Below are 25,218 nucleotides of genomic sequence, written 5' to 3' on the forward strand. Positions count from 1 at the left end.
GCTCACCCCTCCCTTTTTCCCGATAAAATGTCTTTTACTTGCTCTAAAGTAGGAAGAGCGGTCATCGCTCCTTTAGTAGACGCAGCAAGGCCTCCCGAAACGCTAGCGAATTGGGCCATTTCAGCCACTTCATTTGCAGTGAGGTCTTGAACAGGCTTTTCACTGTGATGGAGTTGATAAAGCATGCCGGATACAAACGCATCTCCAGCACCAGTTGTATCAACGGCATTCACTTTCATAGCGGGTACATGCTGCTTTTCTCCACCAGTAAACACGTAACTACCTTCCCCACCAAGAGTGACGAGTAACAGAGGAATGTCGAACGTTCCTAAAGCTTGTACTCCCTGATCAATGTTGGACTCACCTGTGATAAATTCAAGCTCTTCTTCTGAAATCTTCACTACATCCGCTTGGTCCAACATGGAAATGATCCCTTCTCGTGCTTCTTCTTCACTTTTCCATAGACTCAGCCTTAAGTTAGGGTCGTAGGACACAATGGCCCCTTTTTCCTTTGCTAGTGCCACCGCTTTTTTCGTCGCCGACCGAGACGGCTCGCTGATCAGACTGATTGAACCAAAGTGAAGCAGATTGTGATTGTCAAAAAGAGTGTCTTCAATATCCGACTCTAACAAAAAACGATCGGCACTTGGGTCAATGTAAAATTCAAAGCTTCGTTCTCCGCCTTCACCAAGGGTAACGAACACGACGCCTGTTCTTACATCGGTAGAAAACGTCATGTGATCTGTGTTGACGTTGTAGTGCGAGAGCGTCTCTTTCATAAATCGCCCTAAAACATCGTCACCGACCTTTCCGAGAAATGTTGAAACAGCCCCTAACCTCGCTACTCCAACAGCTACATTTGCAGGTGCTCCACCTGGACTTTTTTGAAACGTCTCATTGTTATCGTCGAGCGGAATAAAATCGATCAATGCTTCTCCTAAACTTACAATCCCTTTTCTCATGTATGGATCCTCCTCTATCGTTATGTACCTAATTAACATGTTGCCATAACCTTATCCCTGTAGCAACGGCAATTCCCTATGATTCCGCTTACAATTCGGCCGCTTTTCTATCTTGTCCTAACGTTCCCTTTTTTTAAGGAATGTAAGCGTTGGCAGTAGCAAAATTGTCTCTCCCTTGATAAAATAAACAATACCTATCTTTTTTATCGGAATTATCAATGGAAGGGGAATACAAACATGGCAAAAGTATATATTATCCACGAAAATGAAGAATGGACGCAACCATTGAAAGCCGCGCTCGATGAGATTTCTGTTCCTTACGAAGATTGGCACATGAATGAGGGAATGGTGGATCTTCAACAGAAACCGCCAGAAGGCATCTTTTATAACCGAATGAGTGCATCTTCTCATACACGCGGGCACCGCTATGCGCCTGAACTTACCGCTACTGTTTTAACTTGGCTCGAAAGCCACGGACGAACGGTGCTAAATACGAGTGAAGCTCTTGCCCTTGAATTGAGTAAGGTGTTGCAATACGAAAAGCTCAAGCAGTTCGGAATCAAGACACCTGACACAATTGCAGCAGTTGGAGAACATCATCTCATTCAAGCAGCTAAGTCGTTCCCCACTCCGTTTATCACAAAGCACAACCGCGCAGGTAAAGGTCTCGGTGTCAAGCGTTTTGACGACGCTAAGTCCTTGGAACACCACGTCACAAGTGGATTTGATGAATCCGTTGACGGCATCACTCTTCTTCAGCAGTACGTCGATTCACCGACAAAAACAATCACACGTTGTGAGTTTATCGGTGGTAAATTCCTTTATGCTGTTCGGGTTGATACAAGCGACGGCTTCGAATTATGTCCTGCCGAAGCTTGTGAGATCGGTGACCTTGCATGCCCGACGACCTCTTCCCCCCGACCGAAGTTCGAGATTATTGAAGACTTTAACAGTCCGTTGATAAAAAAGTACGAAGCATTCTTACAGGCAAACGGCATCACATTTGCCGGAATTGAGTTTATTGAAGACAAAGACGGTACAGCCTATACGTATGATGTCAATACAAATACGAATTACAACCCACAAGCAGAATCAAAGGCCGGCATTTATGGAATGAAGGAAATTGCCTCGTATTTGAAAAAGGAGCTTCACGCTTTGCAGCCGGTTACTCCACTTTAATTCAGCCTAATGCACTGAATAGATTCGTACTTAAACTTTTTCAATAGCCTCAATTCAACCCTTGGTGAGCGTGCGTCCACGACAAACGCTCCCTTTTTTAGTAACATATAAGGAAAGTAAACACGTTACCTGCAGCAAAGCGTAGAGGACGTCATGAGTGACAACGGACGAAGTCCTAGAGACCGTGCAGGACAGAAAGACTAAATCATTGAAATCACCGATTGTCCAGGAGGGATATCGTCATGAAACCCATAGATCAAAAGCTTGTACAACAAACAATTGATGAGCTAGCTGGTAAAGAACTTTACGTCCACCTTGAAACGACGAACGGTGCTTATGCTACTCATAAGAACCAAGGGTTCTTTTCAGTGGGCACGTTCCTAAGAAACGCCCGCATTAAGTATGTACAAGGAAAAATTACCGGCCCTGGTCCCTATCGGATCGGCCTTGAGCTTGAAGGAGGCTGGGCTTATGCAGAAGGGCTTACAGATTGGGAAGTTGACGATCAAAACCAAGTCCTCTTTGCTGGCCACGACCCGGACGGGAAATTAGCCATTGCTTTTCAATTAAGTGAAAAACCATTTCGGAAATAAAGAAAGGATGTGCGACACCGATGGAACGACACGTACTCGTTATTTTTCCGCACCCGGATGATGAAGCATTCGGCGTAGCAGGAACGATACTTTCCCATACGCAAAATGGAACGCCTGTCACCTACGTTTGCCTAACACTCGGAGAAATGGGGCGAAACATGGGCCGTCCGCTGATCGCCAACCGAGAGACATTACCTGACATCCGGAAAAAAGAGCTGGAAGAAGCTTGCCGCTTGTTAGGCATTGAAGACCTTAGACGCTTTGGTATGCGGGATAAAACAATTGAATTTACAGACAGTGAACTTCTGATTAACCGGATGAAAGAGGTCATCGATGACGTTGACCCGAGTCTCATTATTACGTTTTATCCAGGCTATGCGGTTCATCCCGATCACGACGCCACTGCGGCTGCCGTCATTCAAGCCGTTCAACGAATGACACCTGAAACGAGGCCAACTGTCCATGCTCTTGCCTTTTCAGAAGGCTGTGAAGACATTCTTGGAGAGCCGGACATCATCCATGATGTGAGTGCTCATGCCGATCAAAAAATGAAAGTCATTGAAGCTCATGAATCTCAAACAGCAGGCGTACTGCAAACGATGAAACAACGTTTCATGGAAAATGATGAGACGATGAAAGAACGTATGAACACAGAACGATTTTGGACATATCCGATTGATAACAAAAACGAATAAAAAGGGTAGGTCGTCCATCGACGACCTACCCTCTTCTTGTGCATATGTGGATGAATGAAAGGTGAAATGGTGGATAAGTGACCTGACCTTGATTCCGAAGAAGTTATCCACATGTGAGTAACTGCATTTCGTGTTGTTATGTGGCTTGAGGCGTAACCTCTTGCCCGTGTTTAACGTGCAGCCAGCGAAGGCATGAAAGGTCTAATATACTAAAGCCTACTTTCGAAAAGATAGGTAGACTTACAAACAAGGCTTGATCCGTGATTTGACTAATCACACCTAACCCAGATGGACCGAGAAGCCACACCGTAGGGTATCCAACCCAAAGGATAGAAAGGTAGCCAGCAACAATTAAAAACACTCGATATACATAGTGATTTTGGCTTTTGGCTTTTGCTCTAAGAGGCCACCAGATAATCCATAAAATAATCAAAAACGCCACTACACCAAGGATATACCAGACATACTTTATCGGAGAAGGTGAAAATTCAGCAATAAGACCGGTTAACACCATGAATACATCCGCAACAATCAGCCCACCAATGATGACACGGTCTTTCGAAATTGTGTACATGGCGGTCATAGCCAACGCCAATAACAAGAGCGGCGTAGTAACAACCCAGTCCAGGTACCGGGCAAAGTAAATGACCCTATCCCCCCACTCCACCAAACCTTGTCCTAAAGCAATGGAAGCGTAAGCCACGCCTGACCAAGTAGGAATAATGAATGCGACTAGGTATTCAGCTCTTGGCACACCTTTTCTATGAAAAGCAAGATAAGCAAAATAAACGGCCCCACCACCCATGAAAGCGACATAGATCCACAGAAGCTGTTGTTCGATTTCATACATTGAAAACCCTCCGTTTCGGTATTCTCTACTAGTATTAGTAAAAATCACCGAATTCATATCTTTCTTTTTCTAGAGGAAGGGTTTTATTTTGCCAGGATTCACTTTCGATTTTAGCTCCGTTCAAGACAATACGTTTCTTTTAAGGAGTATTACTGAAAACAAAAAAGGCTCCTTTGCTGACACTCAGCTAAGGAACTCTTTAAAAAATAACTTCTACCGTTTTAACATTTTTCCCTTGTATGGTAATGATGGACTCGTAGTCTCTTCCAACACGGTCTTGAACTTCTGAGCTGTAAGAATGGAAAACGTAAAGCTTCGATATTGATGTTTCGTTCTTACAGTAAACTCTGCTGTAAGTCCGTCCACATCTCTTCTAACAATATCGGTAGCCTTCACGACTGTTCGTACTTTTCCCAGCACTGGCACAAACAACAAATAGTTCTCTGTTAATACAAGGTATCCTCGCTTATCTTTCCCGTGACGAAATGCATCTACCATACAATGAGGATCCTCTTTTAACATCCCATTTGTTTTCATTTTTACAACCTGTCTGCAACCGTAATCCACGCCAAACGTTAACATCACTGCCAGTAGTAGACTGCCAGTTGCTAAAAGCCATGAGTATTGTAAGAGGTACGTAAAGCCGAAGATTCCAAACAATAGCCAACCAAGTGTATATCTCACATACTTATCAGTAAATGGACCAACCATTTTTTTGCCTCCTTCTGTTGAGGTTAGTTTAAAACTATACCAGTAATGTTCTAAATATTCAAAATATATTTATGCATTCGACAAAACTAGTGTGTTTATATAACGTTTCCCTAATATATGTGACCAATTAAATGCCCGAATTAGTTTAATACCCTTTTACTACAAAAGTAAAACATCAAGGGCCAAATTGTGCGGGGACAGAACCCGCACAATTTTTCTGATCATACAAAAAAAACCAACCCGCTTTATGTTGCGAGTTGGTTTTTTTAGCGAAACCTGAGAAGGTCGCCGAATATAATACTGTCGGAGTAGAAGACTTCATATTCTCCGCGCTCTCGAATGGGATCACACGCTTCTAGGAGCGTTGGTGTCTGTGTCTCCATGTCGTAACACGTCTCCGCTGTATACATAAGCGTATCGGACACGATGGTTCCATTTCTCAATGCCACAAAGTCGTCCCGTTGTTCCGACAACAAATCATTTCCAAACAAAATGTGAGGATACTCTGGTATTCCCAATAAGTTCAGAATCGTCGGCATGACGTCCACTTTCCCCGACACAGTCTCGTTCTCTTCTCCTTCTTCACCCGGAATATGAATAATCAGTGGTACCCTTGCCAGCTGCGTGTTTTCAAAAGGCGTAATTTCTTTGTCCAAGAACTCGCCCATAGCTTCGTTATGGCTTTCCGCGATGCCATAATGATCTCCGTACATAACGAAGATAGTATCTTCATATAATCCGGCTTCTTTCATATCCTCCATAAAGAGCCTTATCGACTCATCCATGTATCGCACGGTCGGAATATAGCGATTTAAAATGTCGCTCGATGAGGTGTAAGGGTCAATGAAATGATCCTCTTCATCAAGCTCGTAAGGAAAATGATTCGTTAGGGTAAGAAACGTGGCATAAAAAGGCTGAGGCAGCTCCTTCACATATTCCATGGACTGCTCGAAGAAATCAATGTCTTTGAGGCCCCATCCCACGCTATTCTCTTCTGTTACATCAAAGTAACTCTTCGAATAATAGTAGTCGTAGCCAAGGTTCTCATACATAATATCACGATTGTAGAACGTTTCATCGTTACCATGGAAGGATGCCGTGTAATACCCTCTGTCTTGCAATGTATCCGGAAGTCCCATATATTCATTGTCTGTATGGGTGTGAAAGACCGCTCCCCTTCCGACGGGGTATAGCCCTGTATTAATCATAAACTCCGCATCGGACGTCTTTCCTTGGCCCGTTTGATCGTAGAAGTTAGGAAAGTAATAGCTGTCTTCGATTAGTTCATTTAAGAAAGGCGTGATTTCCTCACCGTCAATGGTCTCTCCAATAACAAAGCTTTCTAGGGACTCTAAGGAAATTACGACGACATTCTTTCCTTTGGCTTTGCCGTAATAATAGAGATTCGGAGCGGTTTTATACTCCTCCAAGTGATCAAAGATATCATCCCAGTCATCTTCTTCAGAGACGATCGCCATGACTGCCGTTCGTGTATGCAAAAAGGCATCATATACATAAAAATTATACAGCCCGTACCGTTTAATGAGACCTTCTCGATCAAACGAATGGGTCATTGTCTCCGGGTTTTCCGGTCTCTCCAGTTGAGACAGACCTACTACAACGAGAATGACTGCACCTGCTATAGCAAAGATCTTTCGGTTCTTTTTAAACGAAAGCTGTGTGGCCGTAAGGAACCCTTTCTTTTTCCACAATAAAAGCACAAACACAATCACATCGGCAAAAAAGAATACATCATACCATTCTATAAGTTGAAACACACTCGTGCTTAAATCCCCTGCATTTCCGCTCATCACAAGCATCGGTAACGTAATGATGTCCGTGAATTCCCTGAAGTAAACGGAATTACTATATAACGCAATCGATAGAATTAATGAAAGAATAATAAAATACCATTTCTGTACATTAGGCTTAAACAGTAAGCCAATAGAAAAGGCCACCAACATAAACGATAGCGGGTTCAAAACAAACACAATGGCTTGTATGACGTTATTGATCGCCACTTGAAAAACAAAAGCGGATACGATAAACGTCTTTAACCACAAAGTGAGTAAACTTAGGATATATAAACGATGATCGTGAAAGAACGTTTTCACTTTATGGACACCTCTTTACTGTAATCTTCTCTCTTTACTATCTGACTATATCTTAATAACCTTCCAAATCGTTTACAAATAAATCAAATCAATTACACGATTTCCTACATTTCACCTATCCTTCTCATACCCTTTTTATATAACATCTTACCTTCAAATCGAACTATTGATCACAACGCAATTACCTTAAGTTTCAAAAAAGACTGTAAACTGTTAAAATGAGGACAAATGATACATTACTTTATTCAAAAAGGAGTTTATATACCATGAGTCAATTCGAACAAAAGCTCGCTAAATATGCAGAGTTAGCTGTCCGCATGGGAATCAACGTACAAGAAGGTCAAGATGTGGTCGTGAATGCCCCTGTTACATCTCCTGATTTCGTACGATTAATTGTAAAAGAGTGCTACGAAGCAGGTGCAAAAAATGTACATATTGAATGGCACGATGATGAATCGGCTCGCATCCGCTACGACTTAGCACCAATGGAGGCGTTTAAAGAGTTTCCGGAGTGGAAAGCTCGCGGCCTTGAAACCCTCGCTGAAAAAGGCGCTGCTTTTTTAACGATCAAATCTACAGATCCTGATCTCTTTAAAGGGATTCCTGCAGAGCGCATTGCAACGAACAACAAAACAGCAGGTCAAGCCACAAACGCTTTTCGCAAATACGTGCAATCAGATAAAGTCGCTTGGTGTGTGACTGCTGCTCCATCTCCTGGTTGGGCGAAAAAAGTATTCCCTGACGTTTCCGAAGAAGAAGCCCAAGAAAAACTATGGGAAGCAATCTTTGAAGCGGTTCGTGTGAATACAAAAGACCCTGTCCAAGCATGGAAGGATCACGATGTAACACTGAACACAAAAGCGACATTCCTTAACGAACAGAAATACAAAGCTCTCCATTATACAGCTGAGGGTACAGATCTTACTATCGAGCTCCCTGAAGGCCACATTTGGGCCGGCGGCGGTAGTGCTAATACAGCCGGCACGCACTTTATTGCGAATATGCCAACAGAAGAAGTGTTCACTGCACCTAAAAAAGGCGGTGTTAACGGAACTGTCCGCAACACAAAGCCATTAAATTATAGCGGAAACCTAATCGATGGCTTCTCCCTGACATTTGAAAACGGAAAAGTGGTCGACTTTAAAGCCGAAGAAGGACACGAAACACTCAAGCACCTTCTCGATACAGACGAAGGAGCGAGATACCTCGGTGAAGTGGCCCTCGTCCCGCACAGCTCGCCGATTTCTCAATCAGGCATCCTCTTCTATAACACCCTTTACGACGAAAATGCGTCCAACCATATCGCATTAGGAAGCGCTTATGCGTTCTGTGTCGAAGGTGGCCCTGATATGAGTAAAGAAGAACAAGAAGAGCGCGGAATCAACAACAGCATCACTCACGTAGACTTCATGATCGGCTCATCTGACATGAACATTGACGGTATTAAAGAAGACGGCAGTCGCGAACCGGTTTTCCGTAACGGAGAATGGGCAACAAACGACTAGGCCTCCCTTCCTGATGACTCGTCCGGCACTACTCTGCCGGGCGAGTTTTCATATGCTTTCATTGCTCTGTTTGTTTTATCTTAATCCAGTTTGTACTATAATAAACACAAGTCATTCAGTTAGACATTAAAGATACAGAAAAAGTATGGTCTTTCAAACTACATAGGAGGTAATCAAATGAAAAAAGCACTTACAATTGCAGGTTCCGACACAAGTGGCGGAGCCGGTATTCAAGCCGACCTGTCCACATTTCAGGAACTCGGCGTATATGGTATGACAGCATTAACGACGATTGTCACAATGGATCCGAAAAACGGATGGAGCCACAATGTTTTCCCACAACCGATTGAGGTCCTTGAAACGCAGCTGGAAACGATTCTTGACGGTGTTGGGGTCGACGCGATGAAAACGGGCATGCTCGGTTCAACCGACAAGATCGAATTGGCAGCCCGTACAATTGAAGAAAAAGGAATTAAAAACGTTGTCGTAGACCCTGTTATGGTATGTAAAGGAGCGGACGAGCCCCTTTATCCTGAACATACGATCAGCTACAAGGAAGCGCTCGTACCAAAAGCTACGGTTGTAACACCGAACTTGTTTGAAGCGTCCCAGTTAAGCGGAGTAAACCCAATTGAAAGCCTCGATGACATGAAACAAGCCGCTGCAAAGATTAAAGAGCTAGGTGCGGAGTACGTTCTTGTTAAAGGCGGCAGTTCCATCGGGGATACTGCGGTAGATGTTCTTTATGATGGAGAAGATTTCGAAATTCTCGAGTCCAAGCAAATCGACACCGACTACACGCACGGCGCGGGCTGCACCTACTCTTCTGCCATCTGTGCCGGACTTGCTAACGGCAAGGGTGTAAAAACAGCGGTGCGCGATGCCAAAGTCTTTATTTCCAAAGCAATTGAAGGATCTTTCGCCTTGAACGAATACATCGGTCCGGTAAAGCGTTACGCGAATCGTGAGCAGTAAGGCATAGGGCGATCTTTTCACCGCATAACAGTCCGAGCTTCCCAAAGTGAAGCTACCGTCCGCCGAACCATTCAAAAAAAGGATGTCCTCCTTGCTGAGGACATCCTTTACTTATTGATTTACAGCTTCATCCAACGATTCCTTCGAGTGTTCTTCACGTTTGTAAAAACTCGTCACTATCACATACCCGAATACCATGCCTCCAATGACCGCACTATGGGAATTTAAAAGCGTCATTGAAAGGGCACTAAACGCAAAAATGTTTCCAGAGAAGGCGAGAACAGGGTATAGCATCATATATAAAAATGGCAATCCGAAGAAAATGAGCTTTTCCCAACTTATCAACCATCTTCCCTGCATTTTAAATTCCTTGATTAGTCCTTGGGCACCAAGGATCAAGCCGAGGGGTAATCCGGTCAAGGGGATGAGCAATGCATAAGGCATGATTTCAAAGCTCCTTGCCATTTGTTCATACATCTGCTCAGTCAAACGCTCACCAACAAAAAACATAGCAATAAACGTTAACGCAAGGGCAAAGTACAACATCGATTTTTTCCAAAACACCGTAACCACCATCCTTCATCTTTAGCTACGAACCATCCTTTACAGAAGTTCCCACTAGCAATATATTCCACTAACCTTTTTCTATAAACCTAAACTTCCATCTTGCAACGATTTAAGTATAGGGAAATGGCACTTATAACGAAAAAGCCGTAGTCGAGCGGTTTTTCCTTTCATAGTAGTTGCGAGGAGGGTCGATTATTGTCGTTTGGTCGATAAAGTTGGATTAGCGCTCGATAAATTCGGAATAAAGGTTGATAAAACGCGATTAGTGATCGATAAAACCAAAATAGATCTCGATAAAATCCGATTAAAGCTCGATAACCCGACACCTCCCCACTCACTCACAACGAAAAACACCCCGCAATCATGCGAGGTGCTCGGCTCAAGCCGTGTATTAGTAGTCTCTCAACTCATCCATGTCATCAATAAATGTCGGTAGCAAGGAGTTTTCATAGAGCTCAATGATAAACTCTTGCGTATCTTCTTCATGATACAGCTCAGCAATTCGCTGAAGGACTTCATCGTCCGCGTCTTCAGCCTGGGTAGCAAGAATATTTACATACGCTGCCGCCCCGTCATCGTCCTCAATGAAGATCGCATCGTTAACAGGGATCAAGCTTGCTTCTACAGCTACCCCATTATTAATAACGGACGCATCTACATCAGGGATGACACGTGGGGTGTGCGCCGCCTGCACTTCTTCAATGTTTAGATCGTGATGGTTCTCGACAATGTCGCTCGCGTCACCGATTCCGTCGAAGTCTTCAGGAAGCTCAATGAACCCAGCCTCTTGAAGAAGCAACAGAGCACGTCCTTGGTTCGTTTCCTCTTGAGGAACGGCAATCGTCGCCCCTTCTGGAATGTCTTCGTGAGACTCATATTTATCGGAATAAAGCCCCATTGGTGCAATGTACGTTCCTGCAATCGGCTCTAGGTCCAAGTTATGTTCTTCAATAAAGTTGTCAAAGTAAGAGATTGTTTGGAACGCATTAAAGTCCACTTCACCTTCTGCAAGAGCCATGTTCGGTCTCACATAATCAGAGAACTCTTGAATCTCAATCGTAATCCCCTCTTCTGCGGCTTTATCGGCCATGTATTCCCATAGGGGGATGCCTGATCCGTTTACTCCTACTGTTACTGTGTTTTCATCATCTGCCCCTCCACCGCACGCGGCTAGAGCTGTTAGAGATACTGCTGAGACGACTGTTGCAATTGATTTTTTCATAATGGTATTCCTCCTCGTTGATTATCGGCGACGAATCGCTTGTGATAGATGATTTCCGCTAACTTGAATCGCTTGAACAATAATGACGAGCAAGATCACAGTGACGATCATGACGTCTGTATGGAAACGTTGGTAGCCGTATGCAATCGCCAAGTCTCCCAATCCTCCTGACCCGATCGCCCCCGCCATAGCAGATGCTCCAACAAGCCCGATGGTGGCAATCGTCAAATTAAGAACGAGTGAGCTTAACGCTTCTGGAATTAAGAATCGGAAAATGATTTGCCATGGTGTAGCCCCCATGGACTTGGCGGCCTCCGTGACACCTGGGTCTACTTCTAGCAAACTGCTTTCAACTAGTCTTGCAATGAAGGGTGCCGCAAAAATAACGAGAGGCACCATCGCGGCAGTCGTTCCGATCGTCGTTCCTACAATCAACCTTGTAAGAGGGATTAAAGCTACGAGCAAAATGATAAATGGCACGGAACGGACAATGTTTACGATGGTATTCAATACGAAAAAAGCCGCTCTATTTTCAAATAAATGTCCTTTTCGGGTAACCACTACGGCCACACCGAGCGGAATTCCGATTAAACTGGCAAAAAATAACGGGAATGCAGTCATGGTAAGGGTTTCAAGCGTCGCCTCCAAGACTCGTACCCAAAACGTACTCCAATCAGTACTCCTCATGAAGGTCGACCTCCCTTACTGTCAGATTCTCTTTTATGAGCGCAACCGCTTCTTCAATTCGTTCAGGCTCTCCATGAAACTCCACGATCAAGTTTCCGAACGGCTTTTCCTGTAATTCTGTTATTTGTCCATGAAGGACGTTCACTTCAAGATCAAACTGCTTACCTACTTTTGAAAGGACCGGCTGGCTGGCCATCTCTCCTTCGAACAAAATACGATAGATATAGTGGGTTTTACCATCTTCACTCAAGTGTTTTATGACGGACTGAGGAAGTTGATCTTGCATGACCGAACTTACAAAGTTTTTCGTTGTTTTAGCCTCAGGGCGGGAAAACACGTCAAACACACTCCCTGACTCAATCACTTCACCATTCTCCATGACTGCGACCCGATTACAAATGTCACGGATGACCGGCATTTCGTGAGTGATGATCAAGACAGTGATTCCGAATTCCCGGTTTACTTTTCTGAGCAATGCAAGAATCGCTTTTGTTGTTTGCGGATCGAGAGCTGAAGTAGCCTCATCGCACAGAAGCACTTCCGGTGAGGTTGCGAGCGCCCTAGCAATTCCTACACGCTGCTTTTGTCCCCCAGAAAGCTGATCCGGGTAGTTGTCTGCTTTATCGCTCAATCCAACAAAGGAAAGAAGGTCTTTAACCCGCTTTTCCACTTCCTTCTTCGGTGTTTTACTTAATTGAAGAGGGATCGCGACGTTCGCGTAAACGGTCTTTGATTCACACAAATTGAAGTGCTGAAACACCATCCCGATCTTTTTTCTAGCCTCTCTTAACTCTTTGGCGGAAAGACTCTTCATATCCCTGTTGTTTACTCGTACTTCTCCTGACGTAGGTTCTTCGAGCAAGTTCACACAACGGACGAGTGTACTCTTTCCTGCTCCACTAAACCCAATCACACCAAAGATATCGCCTTTATTTACAGTAAACGACACGTTTTTAACAGCCGTAACGGTGCCTTCTTTTCCTTCATACGATTTCGTGACGTTATCAAACGTGATCACGGGTGCTCACTCCTTTAGATGCAAAAAAACCTCTCCTTATCAAATAAGAAGAGGGTAAAAGATTAACTACCGCTCTTCTTATCTGTCGAGCAATTGCTCGATGGAATTGGCACAGTTCTCCAGTCGTCACCGGAATCCGCTGCCGAGGCGTCATAGGGCCATATCCCTCTGCCTCTCTTGATAAGAAGTGTTTTATTGAATTGTTGAAATATTAATAATTGAGAGTAATCATAACGTTAGAATCAAGCACGCGTCAACAACGTTTCCTATTGCAAGCGCTTCACTAACCAAAAGTAATTCTATTTTCACCGTTAATATCCTGTTCCTACCACTTTGTTTTTTCCGGGCACTTTTGCTTGGTATAGCTTTTTATCCAAAAATAGTGACGTTCCTCGGATTCGGTTCCCTCTTGTAAGTCTTTGGGCTTAAAGGTTTTTCTTTTTTATCGAAAATTTTAGTAAATTCTATTTTTATTCAGAATTTTCTATTATACTTGTCTAATAAAATATAAAGGGGGAGTATGATGGAACAATTAAACGATTTTGTTGGGTTTCTAAGTGATTTGGTCTGGGGTGTACCTTTGCTTGTCCTGCTTGTTGGTACAGGAGTATTCTTGACGTTTCGCCTTGCTTTTTTGCAATTTCGAACGTTGCCTTATGCCCTAAAACTATCATTTAGCCCTAAAAGCCAGGACACGAAGTCCAAAGGTGACATCTCTCACTTCCAAGCGCTTACGACTGCACTTGCTGCTACAATCGGTACCGGTAACATTGCCGGGGTTGCAACAGCGGTTGTTCTCGGGGGACCGGGGGCTGTTTTTTGGATGTGGATTACAGCGTTGTTTGGAATGGCCACAAAGTATGCAGAAGCCATTCTTGCTGTAAAGTATCGTGAAGAAGGCCCTGACGGCACGATGTCCGGTGGTCCCATGTACTATATCGAAAAGGGTCTTAAGTTAAAATGGCTTGCCGTTCTTTTCGCTGTCTTTGGCGCATTCGCGGCTTTCGGTATTGGTAACTTGGTACAGTCCAACTCGGTTGCAAGTGCCATGGAATCATCGTTTAATGTACCTTTCTGGGTCACAGGAGTCGTTTTAACGGTGCTCGCTGGTCTTGTTATTCTTGGCGGTATTAAAAGCATCGGGAAAGTTACGGCATATTTCGTACCGTTTATGGCATTATTTTATGTTATCGCCGGACTTGTCCTGATGATTCAAAACTTCGACCTTGTTCCTGCAGCTGTTGCCCTTATTTTCACAGATGCATTTACAGGTGAAGCTGTTGCTGGTGGTGCCATTGGTGCAGTGATTCGTTGGGGGGTTGCCCGTGGGGTATTCTCAAACGAAGCGGGTCTTGGTTCCGCTCCGATCGCAGCCGCTGCTGCACGAACCGACTACCCTGGTCGCCAAGCTCTCGTGTCTATGACGCAAGTGTTTATTGATACGATTGTGGTTTGTTCCATCACAGGTATCGCTATCGTAATGGGGAACATGTATGTAAGTGGAGACTTGAATGGTGCAGACCTTACTGCCGCCACATTCGAATTCTTCCTTGGTGGTGCCGGCTCCATGATCGTCGCAGTTGGTCTTGCCTTCTTCGCTTTCTCTACGATCCTTGGGTGGTCTTACTACGGGGAAAAATGTTTCGGTTATCTTTTTAAAGGGAATGCAGTTAAAGGCTATCGCTTAGTGTTTGTTCTCATGATCTTTGTTGGAGCCATAACAGAACTAAGCCTAGTATGGGGTATAGCCGACGTCCTAAACGGCCTCATGGCAATACCTAACTTAATCGGTCTTCTCGGTCTATCCGGAGTCGTTGTTGCTGAAACAAACCGATTCCTAAAAGTGGCACGAGAAGAAAAAGCACGAGCAAAAGCTGCAAGCTAAACGTAACGCTTGTCGAGCGCTCTGCTACCATAAATGGTGGCGGAGCGTTTTATTGCGATTTATTTGTAAGCGCTTTACGTATGTGTTAGTTTATTAATATAGTGTTTATTTAAAAATAATCTTGTATTTTTACTCAATGTGTATTAATATTTTCATCAGTGAATAATTATCAAACCAAAGTATCGTGACTATAGATATACAACAGGAGTGACTCATATGAACAAGGGAAGCAAGCAATCGTCGCACTACAGCTCTTTTTGGAAGTTCTTAATTCCTTCCTTGATCGGTGTCGGTTTATTTATGACCCCGATCCCGATAGATGATGGGATGACCATTCCCGTTGCTATACTGGCAAACTTATTAGAAGGCGCACTATCCTCCGTTCTTCCGGCCATTTTAACCTTTATTATTTCTGCTAGTTTTGTAGGTACAGTCATTGCGATCGCAGTACACAAAAGCAATCCAAATGCTTTTGCGGACAAGCCGTTCATGGAACGTCTTCTACTCGTTAACCCGTTTTGGTTGATCGTTCGTTTGGTTGCATTTATTCTTGCCATCATCACGTTCTTCCAAATTGGACCTGAAGCTGTATACAATGAATATACTGGCGGCTTATTGTTAATGGAAGATGGTTTACTCCCTCTTTTATTTACGGTATTCCTTTTCGCCGGACTATTTTTACCCCTTTTATTAAACTTCGGACTCCTTGAGCTTGTTGGCTCATTATTAACGAAACTGATGCGTCCCCTTTTCAAACTTCCTGGCCGCTCTTCCATTGACTCTCTAACGTCATGGCTTGGAGATGGAACAATCGGGGTTATTTTAACAAGTAAGCAGTATGAAGAAGGTTTTTATTCAAAGCGTGAAGCAGCCGTTATTGGTACAACCTTTTCCGTTGTTTCCATTACATTCAGTTTAGTTGTCATTCAAGAGGTCAATCTTGAACATATGTTCTTCCAATTCTATGCTACAGTGGCTTTAGCAGGGTTCATTGCGGCCTTGATCATGCCTCGTATTCCCCCTCTATCCAAAAAGGCGAATACGTATGCGAACGGACAAGAAGGACAGTTGGACGAGTCTATACCAAAAGGCTATAGCCCATTCTCTTGGGGGATGAAGCAAGCGAAAGAGCGCGCTTCAAAAAGCAAAGGCCTAGGCGAATTCTTTAAAGACGGAGGAAAGAACGTCCTCGACATGTGGTTTGGTGTCGCTCCTGTTGTTATGGCATTCGGTACGATTGCTCTTGTAATCGCAGAATTTACACCGGTGTTTTCTTGGCTCGGTGCACCGTTCATTCCGATCTTAAACCTCATGCAAATTCCTGAAGCCGGTATTGCTTCTGAAGCATTGGTCGTTGGGTTTGCTGACATGTTCCTTCCTGCGATTTTCGCTTCAGGTATCGAGAGTGAGCTCACGCGATTCATCATTGCCTGTGTATCCGTAACACAGCTCATCTACCTATCGGAAGTCGGTGGCGTACTTTTAGGCTCAAAGATTCCAGTCAAATTTAGAGACTTGCTTGTGATCTATATCTTGAGAACAATCATTACCCTACCAGTGATTACGTTAGTCGCTCATATGATTTTTTAATTAAATGAGTATATCCTTGCGTGCTCCGCTTCACGCCATCCGCTCCCTTTCCGCGGCGGTGCCGGCGAGCCAGTAGAAACACCTGCTTCTTCCTCTGCAAGTAACGCTTCGGAGTGTTCTGCGTCGAAGCAACTCGTAGAGAACTCACGATGTAACGCTCGCCACTGCCGCAGGAGTGTCGCTGCTAGCGTTCAGCTACGCATAACTAAAGAACACAACATTTCACATAAAGTTAAATGGTTTACTGACTAAGAACTATATTAATTATTATTGGAACCTCCTTTTCATTAAGGAGGTTTTTTTATGTTAAAAGTACCGTAACGCGTGAACCCTCTTGCAAAATCTAAAATAATCCTATACACTTTAAATCGTAATAATTACGCTTTATTTTGATTAGGAGGTGCTGAACATGTTTGAATGGACCATTATCGGCGGAGGGATTCAAGGTGCCACAGTGGCTAGTTTCCTTTCAGAGCGAGGTGTTAAACCGGCACACATTGCTGTCGTTGATCCTCATAACGAACCTTTGGAAAATTGGAAGCATTGTACGGGGAAAATCGAAATGGAATACTTGCGATCGCCATTTGTTCATCACCTTGAAGAATCCCCCTTCTCTCTCGACTCCTACGCAAAGAAAGAAGATTACGTGAAACCTTTCTTAGGCAGACGAAAACGTCCCAAATTGCAAATGTTCAATGACCATTCAACCTTAACACTCGAGTCACGTGGCCTTCATGAAAGCTGGGTTAAAGGACGTGTAACTCGGATAAAAAAAGGCAGACAATATTGGACGGTAACCTTGTCAGATGGACAGATCATTGAGTCCAAATATATCGTTGTTGCGATTGGCCTAGGAGAACAACCTTATTGGCCTGATTGGGCAACAGACCTGAATGAATCTTCTAGTCGCGTTTCTCATGTCTTTGATCGCAGCCTGAACACCGATTTTGTGAAAGGCCCAGTCACCATTATAGGGGGGGGAATCACTGCGGCACACCTTGCCGTGAAACTAAGTCGGAAAATTCCCGGTCAAGTGACCTTAGTTAAACGACACCCTTTCCGCATTCATGAGTTTGATAGCGACTCCGGTTGGATGGGTCCAAAAAACATGGCTGGCTTCCTTAAACAAAAAGACCCGGCTAAACGGCGACAAATCATCCGCCATGCAAGGCACCGCGGCTCCATAACCCAAGAGCTTCAAATGACCTTATTACACTTGGAGCGCTCTGGCTCTCTCTCCATTAAGGAAAGGGAAATCACACATGGTACAGCATCCCCACACGGTATGATTACGTTATACGATCATGACACTGTGATAAACGAAACGGCCTCTGTCATCCTATGTACCGGCTTTAAACAAGAAGCACCTGGCATGACATTCTTAAACTCTCTAATAAAAGACCATAACCTACTGTGCGCCGCATGTGGCTATCCCCTAGTCCCTGACAGCCTAGAGTGGTGTGATCACCTCTATTTAACAGGAGGGCTAGCTGAGCTTGAACTTGGCCCGACTGCAAGAAATATTTCTGGTGCAAGACGAGGGGCAAGTCGGATTGTTCAGCAAGCGCTATAGATTATAGATCGTAATGATATTGTTTTTCAATATAACATCTTAACAATCGGTTCACTAAAAAGGAGAATGAACATGACGAACAAACAAGTTCCTGTAACTGTATTAAGTGGCTTTTTAGGTGCAGGAAAAACGACCTTACTAAATCACATTCTTGCCAATCGAGAAAACAAAAAAGTAGCGGTTATTGTCAATGACATGAGTGAAATCAACATTGACGGGGACCTCATCAACCAAGGTGGCTTTTCACGAACAGAAGAGAAACTTGTAGAAATGCAAAATGGTTGTATCTGCTGTACGTTGCGAGAAGACTTAATTTTAGAAGTTGAAAAACTCATTCAATCGGGAGATATTGACTATTTGGTCATTGAATCTACAGGGATTAGCGAGCCGATTCCAGTGGCTCAAACATTTACGTATATGGATGAAAATATGGGTATCGATTTAACTCGAATTTCTCGTTTAGATACGATGGTCACAGTCGTTGATGCTCATGCTTTTTGGAATGACTATGCAAGTGGTGAAACATTAGTCGAGAGAGGCCAAGGTGTGGATGAAGCCGATCACCGCGATGTGGTTGATCTCTTAATTGATCAAGTAGAGTTTGCAAATGTCATTGTTTTAAACAAAACAGATCAAATCAATGAGGAAGATCGAGTTCAACTAACAGCCGTACTAAGAAAGTTAAATCCTGATGCCAAAATCGTACTAACCGCATTTGGGAATGTTCCATTAACTGAAGTTCTTGATACAAAAAGCTTTGATTTTGAAAAAGCGAGCCATAGCGCTGGTTGGATCAAAGAGCTAAACGAAGAGCATGTGCCTGAAACGGATGAGTACGGCATATCGTCTTTTGTGTACCGTAAGCGCCGACCTTTCCACCCTGAACGACTCATGGACTGGTTGGAGAATTGGCCGGAAGACGTCATACGCGCAAAAGGTTTCTTCTGGGTTGCCACCCGAAATGACATGGCAGGTCTACTATCGCAAGCAGGTGGTTCGATTACAATATCAACTGCCGGAGACTGGATTGCCTCCTACTCAAAAACCGAGCAAGAACAGTTATTCGCTGAAGATCCTGAGCTGAAAAAAGGCTGGGAGGAGCCATTCGGTGATCGTGCAAACGAGCTCGTCTTTATCGGTATCGATATGGATAAAGAAAACGTCTCTCACTCTTTGGATGCATGTTTACTTACGGACGAGGAAATGAAACAAGACTGGGCTATGTTCACTGATCCCCTCCCTGTATTTACTGAAGCCACTGAATAAGTACAGCCCGACTTTTTCACTGCCTTAATTTGAATGGCAATGGCTCCACTCGGTTGCGCGCCTGATACGAAAAATCCACTCGTATCAGGCTTTCAAAACAGGCAACCGTTACGCTCATTGCTTCGAAGGCACTGAAAAAGTTAAAGATCGAACTTTTTCAGTGCCTTCGCATTTACTGTCCATGAACCTGAGAACGCATAACCTATCTTACGCTGTCGTTTCACGTGAAACATTGTTCCTTTTTCCTTCATCATCCGTTAGGTTATACTACATGTAGACACATTTCGGGATGGAGATGAGAGGATGAGAAAGACAAAACAAGCAATCCGCGAAGAGGTATGGGAGACCATGGAACAGGAAAAGGTCGGGCGATTCCCCTTCCCTCTTAGAGGTAGAATTCCTAATTTCAAGGGAGCCGAGGCCGCAGCAAGACATGTTTTCAGCCTGGATGTTTATAAGGACGCCAAGGTGGTAAAGGTGAATCCCGATTCCCCTCAGCTGCCTATTCGTGCTCAAGTATTAAAGGACAAAAAAACACTGCTCATTCCTACTCCAAGGCTTAAGGACGGCTTCGTGATGATTAACCCCGCTTATGTTCCGAGTGGAGAAGAACGAAAAGCGGCGAGTCTAAAACATATGAACAGTTATGGTAAAGTCGTCCCTCTCGATGCACTCCCGCCGATCGATGTGCTCATTGTAGGCTCGGTTGCCCTCCACAGAGACGGCCGAAGACTCGGAAAGGGCGAAGGATATGCTGACCGGGAATACGCTATTCTCCGCGAATTAGGCAACCCTGAAATTCCCGTCATCGGAACGGTGAACAATGTACAGCTTGTGGATGAAGACCTACCGAGAGACGAGTACGATCTTGTGGTAGACTACATTGCCACCGAGAGCGAGGTGTTTGCCACTCACTCCCCCTACGACAAACCAAGAGGCATCGTTTGGGATGAAGTTACGGATGAAGATAAAAAAGAAATGAAGGTGTTAGAAGAGATTTGGAAGATAACAAAAGGATAAAAAATGCAAAAAGGATGCTCCTTTTAGAGACATCCTTTTTTGTGTTTATTCGTAGTGAACGGTTTTTAAGAAAACCCTTGTTTCCTGCTCATGTTCATCTTTTTGTTTCCAATACGTGTCTAAACGATAAGGCACGACTACATCATCTTGGTTTTTCCGATAATCTGAATAATGGACCGTCCATTCTCCACTTTTTCTGTTGGCGCTAGCTCGTTCGATAAGTCCCTCGTCGTTAAATAGAAGACTGACGCTCATACCATTACCAAAATCACCATCCACTTCCCGCTCACTCACCTCAGTCCACTGAACGCTACCATAATGGATAAAGGACTGGGGAAACCATACCATTTCAGAGAAGTAAGTGTAGCGAAGCCTCTCCACAACATCGCTTCCATCCTCTTTCTTAACCGTGAAAATGGACCACAGACGGGAAAAGAAGCGTCCTTCATTCTTTGATAGCTTCTCCATATGACTTACACGAACAATGGGATTTGCCTTGGAAAAGCCCATCCACATATACGAAGGACGATCCGTTAAATAGAACTGCTCACCTTTTACGGGATTGAGAGAACGCCCCTCCTTTATACGCTTGAACCCTTCGTAGGTAATAAAACACTGCTTGTACCTCTCTTGTGATTCTCCATTGACTTTAAGCAGATAGTTCCTAAGCGGTCGCGGCAACGCCAATTGTTCAGTATCCACTCCCTCTTCCTGTTCTTCTCTCATATAAAGGACGTCTTCTCTAAACCGGTTTAAAAACACCCAGTTACTAATGAGAAGTAGTCCAAGAAACAGGATAGCAATGACAACTACACTAAAAACAAGATCCGAAAGAATTTGTTCAATCATGTGTTTCCCTCATTTCCTAGCTGATTCTCTTCTTTATATACCCGTTTTCTGCTGGAGTCATGAATGCTTTTTGTATATGTCTTGAAGTCGATGAATAAAAGGGCATTGTCGATTGATAAATGTTGAACTCGATGAACAAATATACCAAGTCGATCGACAAATTTCAAATTCGATGAATTAACGCTCCAACTCGATCGAAAAACCTCTATATCGACATTCCCTGAATAGAAAAAAGCCATGGACTTCGAGTCCATGACTTATTTTCCCATTACTTTTTACGACGCTTACCGGAAAAAGAAAACTCTTTTTTGCCTTCTGGGCGAGTTCCGCCGCTGCGACGTTGATCTTTTCCGCCACCGCCGGAACGACGACGATCATTGCTGCGGTTTCCGCCTTTATTGCCACCGCGGTATCCACCGCCGCCACCTTTTCCTTTAGGACCGGACCCACGCTTAATGCGCACAGGCGGTTCACTAGTCAAGGTGATTTTCACTTCATTTGTAGGCTCTTTGCTCACCGTTTTAAGGGCTGCAGCAACCAATGTTACAGCATCATAGCTCTCGAGAAGCTCTTCTGCTTTTTCCGTAAGGTCAGCGTAGTCGCCACCTGTAACGACTTCAAGAAGTTGCTCTCCCGCTTGCTGTTGACGACCGGCACTCGCATCTTGAAGAGTTGGTGCTTTTTCAACAGTCATCTTCTTGTTGGTTGTTTTCTCAATGACATTGATATGCTCTTTCTCACGTGGTGTTACAAATGAGAATGCCATACCATGCTTACCAGCACGACCTGTACGTCCAATTCGGTGAACGTAGCTCTCAGGATCTTGTGGCAAGTCAAAGTTGAACACGTGAGATACGCCACTAACATCAAGTCCACGAGCAGCAACGTCTGTTGCCACAAGGATTTCAATGCGCTTTTGTTTAAACTTCTGAATCACTTTGTCACGCTTGTTCTGTGGAAGGTCACCGTGGATCCCTTCTACTTCATAACCACGTTGGAAAAGTGCGTCAGACAGCTCGTCTACACGACGTTTCGTACGACCGAAAATGATGGCAAGTTCCGGAGAATGAATGTCGATCAAACGGCAAAGTGTATCGAACTTTTGGCGTTCCTGTACTTCTACGTAACGCTGGTCGATATTAGATACCGTCATTTCCTTCGCTTTAACCTTGATTTGCTCAGGGTTGTTCATGTGCTTGTTCAAAATCGTCTGCAAGCGCGGAGGCATTGTAGCAGAGAAAAGCAATGTCTGACGTTTGTCCGGCACGCTCTCAAGAATTTCTTCGATTTCTTCTACGAAGCCCATGCTTAGCATTTCGTCCGCTTCATCCAACACAACCGTGTTGATATTGCTAAGAGAAATGGTTTTTCTTCTCATGTGGTCTTGTAGACGACCTGGTGTTGCAACAATAATTTGTGGGTTTTTCTTCAACCCGCGAATTTGGCGACCAATCTCCTGTCCACCGTAAATTGGAAGACAGCGAACGTTGCTGTAACGACCAATTTTATTAAGCTCTTCGGCTACTTGAATCGCAAGTTCACGTGTAGGGGCAAGAACAATCCCTTGTGGATGGCGTGCATCTTGCTCCATCTTTTCAATTAACGGAATACCAAATGCTGCCGTTTTACCAGTACCTGTTTGCGCTTGACCAAGAACGTCTCTTCCTGTCTTAGCAATCGGAAGTACCTGCTTTTGGATCGGGGTAGCTTCTTCAAACCCCATTTGATCTAAAGACTTTAAAATCATCGGATGAATATCTAATTCTGCAAAAACTGTCAAAAAAACCGAACTCCTTTATTTTTATAAATTTATATAATCAACAGCTCTCCACGTTCACGCGTGTTCAAAATGAACAAGGGATAATCTGTCCCCCGTCTTTCTAGTAACAACTATCATGGAGACTTCTATTATTATCCATTTATGTTCAGGATGAGCGTAATCTATCCTCTATTTTCACTTTAAATGAGGCCTTTTATAACAAAGGCATAAAGAAAACCCGGGCTAAACCAGGCTGTATCAATGGCGGAGCCGTTATTATATATATTGCCCCGGGGGTGGCCCCCGTAAGCACTAAAAAGGGCATATTCCTGATACGTTGGAATATGCCCGTTCATTCCTATTGGAATCGAGTTAAATTACAGACGTACAACGTTTGCTGCTTGTGGTCCGCGGTCGCCTTCAACGATTTCAAATTCAACGTCTTGACCTTCTTCAAGACTCTTGAAACCTTCAGATTGGATCGCAGAGAAGTGTACGAAAACGTCGTCTCCGCCTTCACGCTCGATAAAACCGAAACCTTTTTCTGAGTTAAACCATTTTACTTTACCTGTCATAATTGACGGCCTCCTTTAAAAGAAAAGAAAATTCGTGAAAACTGAATTACCGTAAAACCATATTTCTCCAAAATCCTTACGAGGCCGGAAAAAATGTTTTCGATGTTCAGATTTTCAATCTTCTTCACTATATCATGCAGGTCCATGAAAAGCAAATCCAAGGCTACCGTATGAAGCCTTAGAACTATTCTTTTTATATGGAAAAGTCAGACCTCTAGTGCTCTAGTTACAGAGTCTTTGGCAGCATGGATCAGAGGTTCGTTTTTCTGATCTTTGGCGTATAAAAACAATAGTACGCTGATGTAAAGAGAAACAAATTGAGCCTTCATCTTTGTATTCGTCGACACCTCGCCATAGGCGTCAAAGAACACCACTCTGCCCGCTTCAGGAAGAAAACTGTACACAAACGACAAATCAACAGCTGGATCGCCCATATGAACATCTCCCCAATCAATCACGGCTTTAATCAGTCCGCTCGCTTCACTGATTACAACGTTTTTCAAGTGTAGATCTCCATGGACTAACCTTGGTGTATAGGACTTTTCTTTTGGGAATGTCAGCGTGTCCTGATATTCTTTTAGTCTTTGGTATAAGCTTGTGTCACCAAGACGTTTGATCTCTTCCAGACGGTCACAAAATTTCGGCAAGCGCTCTTCTATATCCGTTCGATGAAGATAATCGGCGGGCACACTCCATTCAGGTCGAACGGGTGTATGATGCAGTTCTTTTAAAAAAGTAGCCAGCCTTTTTGCAGATTGGGTACGCAAAGAATCACTTAGGTTGTATGCTTTTTTCCCGTCAAAAAAACCATAACCCAGAAATGGCCAAGGGTAGCCCGCCGTTGGTTTCCCAATAAACTGCGGACGGGGAGTGGCAATGTCACCCAAATCGGGCAATTCAGGAAGAAACCGTGCTTCCCTTTCGATTAAAACAGTCGCTACTTTACGTCTTGGAAATCGAAAGACATAAGCTTCGTTTACTAAATAAACCGTGTTATCAAACCCTTCATCAAGAGCCTCAATCTTTACAGGAGAAAGGTTTGGAAATTGACCAGCGATTAACTCGGCCGCTTCCTCTCTTCCTATGACCAGTTCTTTGTCCCAAAGGTTTCCCACTTGTCCTAATTACCCCTTAATCGCAACGACTTCGACTTCCACTAAGGCACCTTTAGGTAATTTCGCTACTTCCACCGCACTTCTTGCAGGGTATGGTTCTGACAAGTAAGAGGCATAGATCTCGTTTACAGTCGCAAAGTCGTTCATGTCTTGAAGAAAAATCGTCAGCTTGACCGCTTGCTTCAGGGAAGTGCCTGCCGCCTCTAGTACAGCGCTCACATTTTTCATTACACGATGGGTTTGTGCTTCGATTCCCTCGACCATTTCCATTGTTTCAGGATCAAGTCCAATCTGACCGGATGTATACACAAAACCGTTCACGATCACCGCTTGTGAGTATGGTCCGATGGCATCAGGTGCTTGCTTTGTTTGTACAGGTTGAATGTTCATAAAAGGGGTCCTCCTTGGTGGTACAAGTTTTTGTAGTGATTTGAGTCTAGTTTAGCATAGGTAGGGGCAATTTTTGGGGTGTGGGAGGGGAAATAAAGGATATGATGAATCTTTTAGT

At 43.9% G+C, this 25,218-nt stretch carries 23 protein-coding genes and 1 riboswitch; of the genes, 10 read left to right on the plus strand and 13 right to left on the minus strand.

Annotated features, from left to right (window positions below):
• Window positions 1–2 precede the first annotated feature (2 nt).
• Window positions 3–962 (minus strand): aminoimidazole riboside kinase, encoded by a 960-nt coding sequence (locus G476_RS0120050; RefSeq protein WP_026691661.1) that lies wholly within the window; start codon window positions 960–962, stop codon window positions 3–5.
• Window positions 963–1,199: 237 nt separating this feature from the next.
• Between G476_RS0120050 and G476_RS0120055 the strand changes: the two genes are divergently transcribed.
• From G476_RS0120055 to bshB2, 3 genes are all read left to right on the plus strand, one after another.
• Window positions 1,200–2,141 (plus strand): ATP-grasp domain-containing protein, encoded by a 942-nt coding sequence (locus tag G476_RS0120055; RefSeq protein WP_026691662.1) that lies wholly within the window; start codon window positions 1,200–1,202, stop codon window positions 2,139–2,141.
• Between the two features lie 242 nt (window positions 2,142–2,383).
• Window positions 2,384–2,734: a YojF family protein gene (locus tag G476_RS0120060; RefSeq protein WP_026691663.1), complete on the plus strand. Its 351-nt coding sequence runs from the start codon at window positions 2,384–2,386 to the stop codon at window positions 2,732–2,734.
• A gap of 20 nt (window positions 2,735–2,754) precedes the next feature.
• Window positions 2,755–3,429 carry a bacillithiol biosynthesis deacetylase BshB2 gene (gene bshB2, locus G476_RS0120065; protein WP_026691664.1) on the plus strand — a complete coding sequence of 225 codons (675 nt, stop codon included), beginning with the start codon at window positions 2,755–2,757 and terminating at the stop codon, window positions 3,427–3,429.
• 136 nt (window positions 3,430–3,565) lie between these two features.
• Here the strand turns inward: bshB2 and G476_RS22675 are convergent, their stop codons facing one another.
• The 3 genes from G476_RS22675 to G476_RS0120080 all read right to left on the minus strand — a co-directional run bounded on the left by G476_RS22675 (window position 3,566) and on the right by G476_RS0120080 (window position 7,104).
• Window positions 3,566–4,279, minus strand: coding sequence for a bacteriorhodopsin (locus G476_RS22675; RefSeq protein WP_169720904.1), 714 nt, complete (start codon window positions 4,277–4,279; stop codon window positions 3,566–3,568).
• A 213-nt stretch (window positions 4,280–4,492) separates the two neighbouring features.
• Window positions 4,493–4,990: a hypothetical protein gene (locus G476_RS0120075; RefSeq protein WP_026691665.1), complete on the minus strand. Its 498-nt coding sequence runs from the start codon at window positions 4,988–4,990 to the stop codon at window positions 4,493–4,495.
• Window positions 4,991–5,256: 266 nt separating this feature from the next.
• Window positions 5,257–7,104 carry an LTA synthase family protein gene (locus G476_RS0120080; RefSeq protein ID WP_026691666.1) on the minus strand — a complete coding sequence of 616 codons (1,848 nt, stop codon included), beginning with the start codon at window positions 7,102–7,104 and terminating at the stop codon, window positions 5,257–5,259.
• A gap of 266 nt (window positions 7,105–7,370) precedes the next feature.
• Between G476_RS0120080 and G476_RS0120085 the strand changes: the two genes are divergently transcribed.
• Both G476_RS0120085 and pdxK read left to right on the plus strand, forming a co-directional pair.
• Entirely contained in the window at window positions 7,371–8,609 is a 1,239-nt protein-coding gene (locus G476_RS0120085) for an aminopeptidase (protein WP_026691667.1), read from the plus strand.
• Window positions 8,610–8,786: 177 nt separating this feature from the next.
• Entirely contained in the window at window positions 8,787–9,584 is a 798-nt protein-coding gene (pdxK, locus tag G476_RS0120090) for a pyridoxine/pyridoxal/pyridoxamine kinase (RefSeq protein WP_026691668.1), read from the plus strand.
• Between the two features lie 111 nt (window positions 9,585–9,695).
• Here pdxK and G476_RS0120095 read toward each other — a convergent pair whose 3' ends face one another.
• From G476_RS0120095 to G476_RS0120110, 4 genes are all read right to left on the minus strand, one after another.
• Window positions 9,696–10,148, minus strand: coding sequence for a hypothetical protein (locus G476_RS0120095; RefSeq protein ID WP_026691669.1), 453 nt, complete (start codon window positions 10,146–10,148; stop codon window positions 9,696–9,698).
• A gap of 394 nt (window positions 10,149–10,542) precedes the next feature.
• On the minus strand, window positions 10,543–11,373 hold the full coding sequence (locus G476_RS0120100) for a MetQ/NlpA family ABC transporter substrate-binding protein (protein ID WP_026691670.1): 831 nt from the start codon (window positions 11,371–11,373) through the stop codon (window positions 10,543–10,545).
• A gap of 21 nt (window positions 11,374–11,394) precedes the next feature.
• The gene (locus G476_RS0120105) at window positions 11,395–12,060 is read right to left on the minus strand and encodes a methionine ABC transporter permease (protein ID WP_026691671.1); all 666 of its coding nucleotides are present in this window, start codon (window positions 12,058–12,060) and stop codon (window positions 11,395–11,397) included.
• Complete coding sequence (locus tag G476_RS0120110; RefSeq protein WP_026691672.1) at window positions 12,047–13,078, minus strand: methionine ABC transporter ATP-binding protein; 1,032 nt, start codon at window positions 13,076–13,078, stop codon at window positions 12,047–12,049. The genes G476_RS0120105 and G476_RS0120110 overlap by 14 nt, the downstream gene beginning before the upstream one ends.
• A 75-nt stretch (window positions 13,079–13,153) precedes the next feature.
• A riboswitch (SAM riboswitch) is annotated at window positions 13,154–13,265 on the minus strand.
• 333 nt (window positions 13,266–13,598) lie between these two features.
• Here G476_RS0120110 and G476_RS0120115 point away from each other — a divergent pair.
• The 5 genes from G476_RS0120115 to G476_RS0120135 all read left to right on the plus strand — a co-directional run bounded on the left by G476_RS0120115 (window position 13,599) and on the right by G476_RS0120135 (window position 20,412).
• Window positions 13,599–14,963, plus strand: coding sequence for an alanine/glycine:cation symporter family protein (locus tag G476_RS0120115; protein WP_026691673.1), 1,365 nt, complete (start codon window positions 13,599–13,601; stop codon window positions 14,961–14,963).
• 216 nt (window positions 14,964–15,179) lie between these two features.
• The gene (locus G476_RS0120120; protein ID WP_026691674.1) at window positions 15,180–16,553 is read left to right on the plus strand and encodes a YjiH family protein; all 1,374 of its coding nucleotides are present in this window, start codon (window positions 15,180–15,182) and stop codon (window positions 16,551–16,553) included.
• 409 nt (window positions 16,554–16,962) lie between these two features.
• Window positions 16,963–18,126 (plus strand): FAD/NAD(P)-binding protein, encoded by a 1,164-nt coding sequence (locus G476_RS0120125; RefSeq protein ID WP_026691675.1) that lies wholly within the window; start codon window positions 16,963–16,965, stop codon window positions 18,124–18,126.
• A 72-nt stretch (window positions 18,127–18,198) separates the two neighbouring features.
• A complete protein-coding gene (locus tag G476_RS0120130) occupies window positions 18,199–19,392 on the plus strand; it encodes a GTP-binding protein (RefSeq protein WP_026691676.1) in 1,194 nt (397 codons plus the stop codon).
• Window positions 19,393–19,695: 303 nt separating this feature from the next.
• Window positions 19,696–20,412, plus strand: coding sequence for a 5-formyltetrahydrofolate cyclo-ligase (locus G476_RS0120135; protein WP_026691677.1), 717 nt, complete (start codon window positions 19,696–19,698; stop codon window positions 20,410–20,412).
• A 45-nt stretch (window positions 20,413–20,457) separates the two neighbouring features.
• On the opposite strand, the gene G476_RS0120140 is transcribed toward G476_RS0120135, so the two are convergent.
• The 5 genes from G476_RS0120140 to G476_RS0120170 form a co-directional block, all read right to left on the minus strand.
• The gene (locus tag G476_RS0120140; RefSeq protein WP_026691678.1) at window positions 20,458–21,261 is read right to left on the minus strand and encodes a DUF6544 family protein; all 804 of its coding nucleotides are present in this window, start codon (window positions 21,259–21,261) and stop codon (window positions 20,458–20,460) included.
• Window positions 21,262–21,529: 268 nt separating this feature from the next.
• Window positions 21,530–23,041: a degradosome RNA helicase CshA gene (gene cshA, locus G476_RS0120150; protein ID WP_026691680.1), complete on the minus strand. Its 1,512-nt coding sequence runs from the start codon at window positions 23,039–23,041 to the stop codon at window positions 21,530–21,532.
• Between the two features lie 356 nt (window positions 23,042–23,397).
• Window positions 23,398–23,598, minus strand: coding sequence for a cold shock domain-containing protein (locus G476_RS0120155; RefSeq protein ID WP_205620313.1), 201 nt, complete (start codon window positions 23,596–23,598; stop codon window positions 23,398–23,400).
• Window positions 23,599–23,801: 203 nt separating this feature from the next.
• Window positions 23,802–24,710, minus strand: coding sequence for a phosphotransferase (locus G476_RS0120165; protein WP_026691682.1), 909 nt, complete (start codon window positions 24,708–24,710; stop codon window positions 23,802–23,804).
• A 9-nt stretch (window positions 24,711–24,719) separates the two neighbouring features.
• The gene (locus G476_RS0120170; protein WP_026691683.1) at window positions 24,720–25,100 is read right to left on the minus strand and encodes a RidA family protein; all 381 of its coding nucleotides are present in this window, start codon (window positions 25,098–25,100) and stop codon (window positions 24,720–24,722) included.
• Between the last annotated feature and the right edge of the window lie 118 nt (window positions 25,101–25,218).

The sequence above is a fragment of the Alteribacter aurantiacus DSM 18675 genome (assembly GCF_000429705.1).
In the GTDB taxonomy this organism is placed as follows: Bacteria; Bacillota; Bacilli; order Bacillales; family Salisediminibacteriaceae; genus Alteribacter; species Alteribacter aurantiacus.

Coding starts and splice junctions, on each gene's coding strand:
- G476_RS0120050 (WP_026691661.1), bottom strand. CDS start 962: ATGAGAAAAGGGATTGTAAGTTTAGGAGAAGCATTGATCGATTTTATT.
- G476_RS0120055 (WP_026691662.1), top strand. CDS start 1,200: ATGGCAAAAGTATATATTATCCACGAAAATGAAGAATGGACGCAACCA.
- G476_RS0120060 (WP_026691663.1), top strand. CDS start 2,384: ATGAAACCCATAGATCAAAAGCTTGTACAACAAACAATTGATGAGCTA.
- bshB2 (WP_026691664.1), top strand. CDS start 2,755: ATGGAACGACACGTACTCGTTATTTTTCCGCACCCGGATGATGAAGCA.
- G476_RS22675 (WP_169720904.1), bottom strand. CDS start 4,279: ATGTATGAAATCGAACAACAGCTTCTGTGGATCTATGTCGCTTTCATG.
- G476_RS0120075 (WP_026691665.1), bottom strand. CDS start 4,990: ATGGTTGGTCCATTTACTGATAAGTATGTGAGATATACACTTGGTTGG.
- G476_RS0120085 (WP_026691667.1), top strand. CDS start 7,371: ATGAGTCAATTCGAACAAAAGCTCGCTAAATATGCAGAGTTAGCTGTC.
- pdxK (WP_026691668.1), top strand. CDS start 8,787: ATGAAAAAAGCACTTACAATTGCAGGTTCCGACACAAGTGGCGGAGCC.
- G476_RS0120100 (WP_026691670.1), bottom strand. CDS start 11,373: ATGAAAAAATCAATTGCAACAGTCGTCTCAGCAGTATCTCTAACAGCT.
- G476_RS0120105 (WP_026691671.1), bottom strand. CDS start 12,060: ATGAGGAGTACTGATTGGAGTACGTTTTGGGTACGAGTCTTGGAGGCG.
- G476_RS0120115 (WP_026691673.1), top strand. CDS start 13,599: ATGATGGAACAATTAAACGATTTTGTTGGGTTTCTAAGTGATTTGGTC.
- G476_RS0120120 (WP_026691674.1), top strand. CDS start 15,180: ATGAACAAGGGAAGCAAGCAATCGTCGCACTACAGCTCTTTTTGGAAG.
- G476_RS0120125 (WP_026691675.1), top strand. CDS start 16,963: ATGTTTGAATGGACCATTATCGGCGGAGGGATTCAAGGTGCCACAGTG.
- G476_RS0120130 (WP_026691676.1), top strand. CDS start 18,199: ATGACGAACAAACAAGTTCCTGTAACTGTATTAAGTGGCTTTTTAGGT.
- G476_RS0120135 (WP_026691677.1), top strand. CDS start 19,696: ATGAGAAAGACAAAACAAGCAATCCGCGAAGAGGTATGGGAGACCATG.
- G476_RS0120140 (WP_026691678.1), bottom strand. CDS start 21,261: ATGATTGAACAAATTCTTTCGGATCTTGTTTTTAGTGTAGTTGTCATT.
- G476_RS0120170 (WP_026691683.1), bottom strand. CDS start 25,100: ATGAACATTCAACCTGTACAAACAAAGCAAGCACCTGATGCCATCGGA.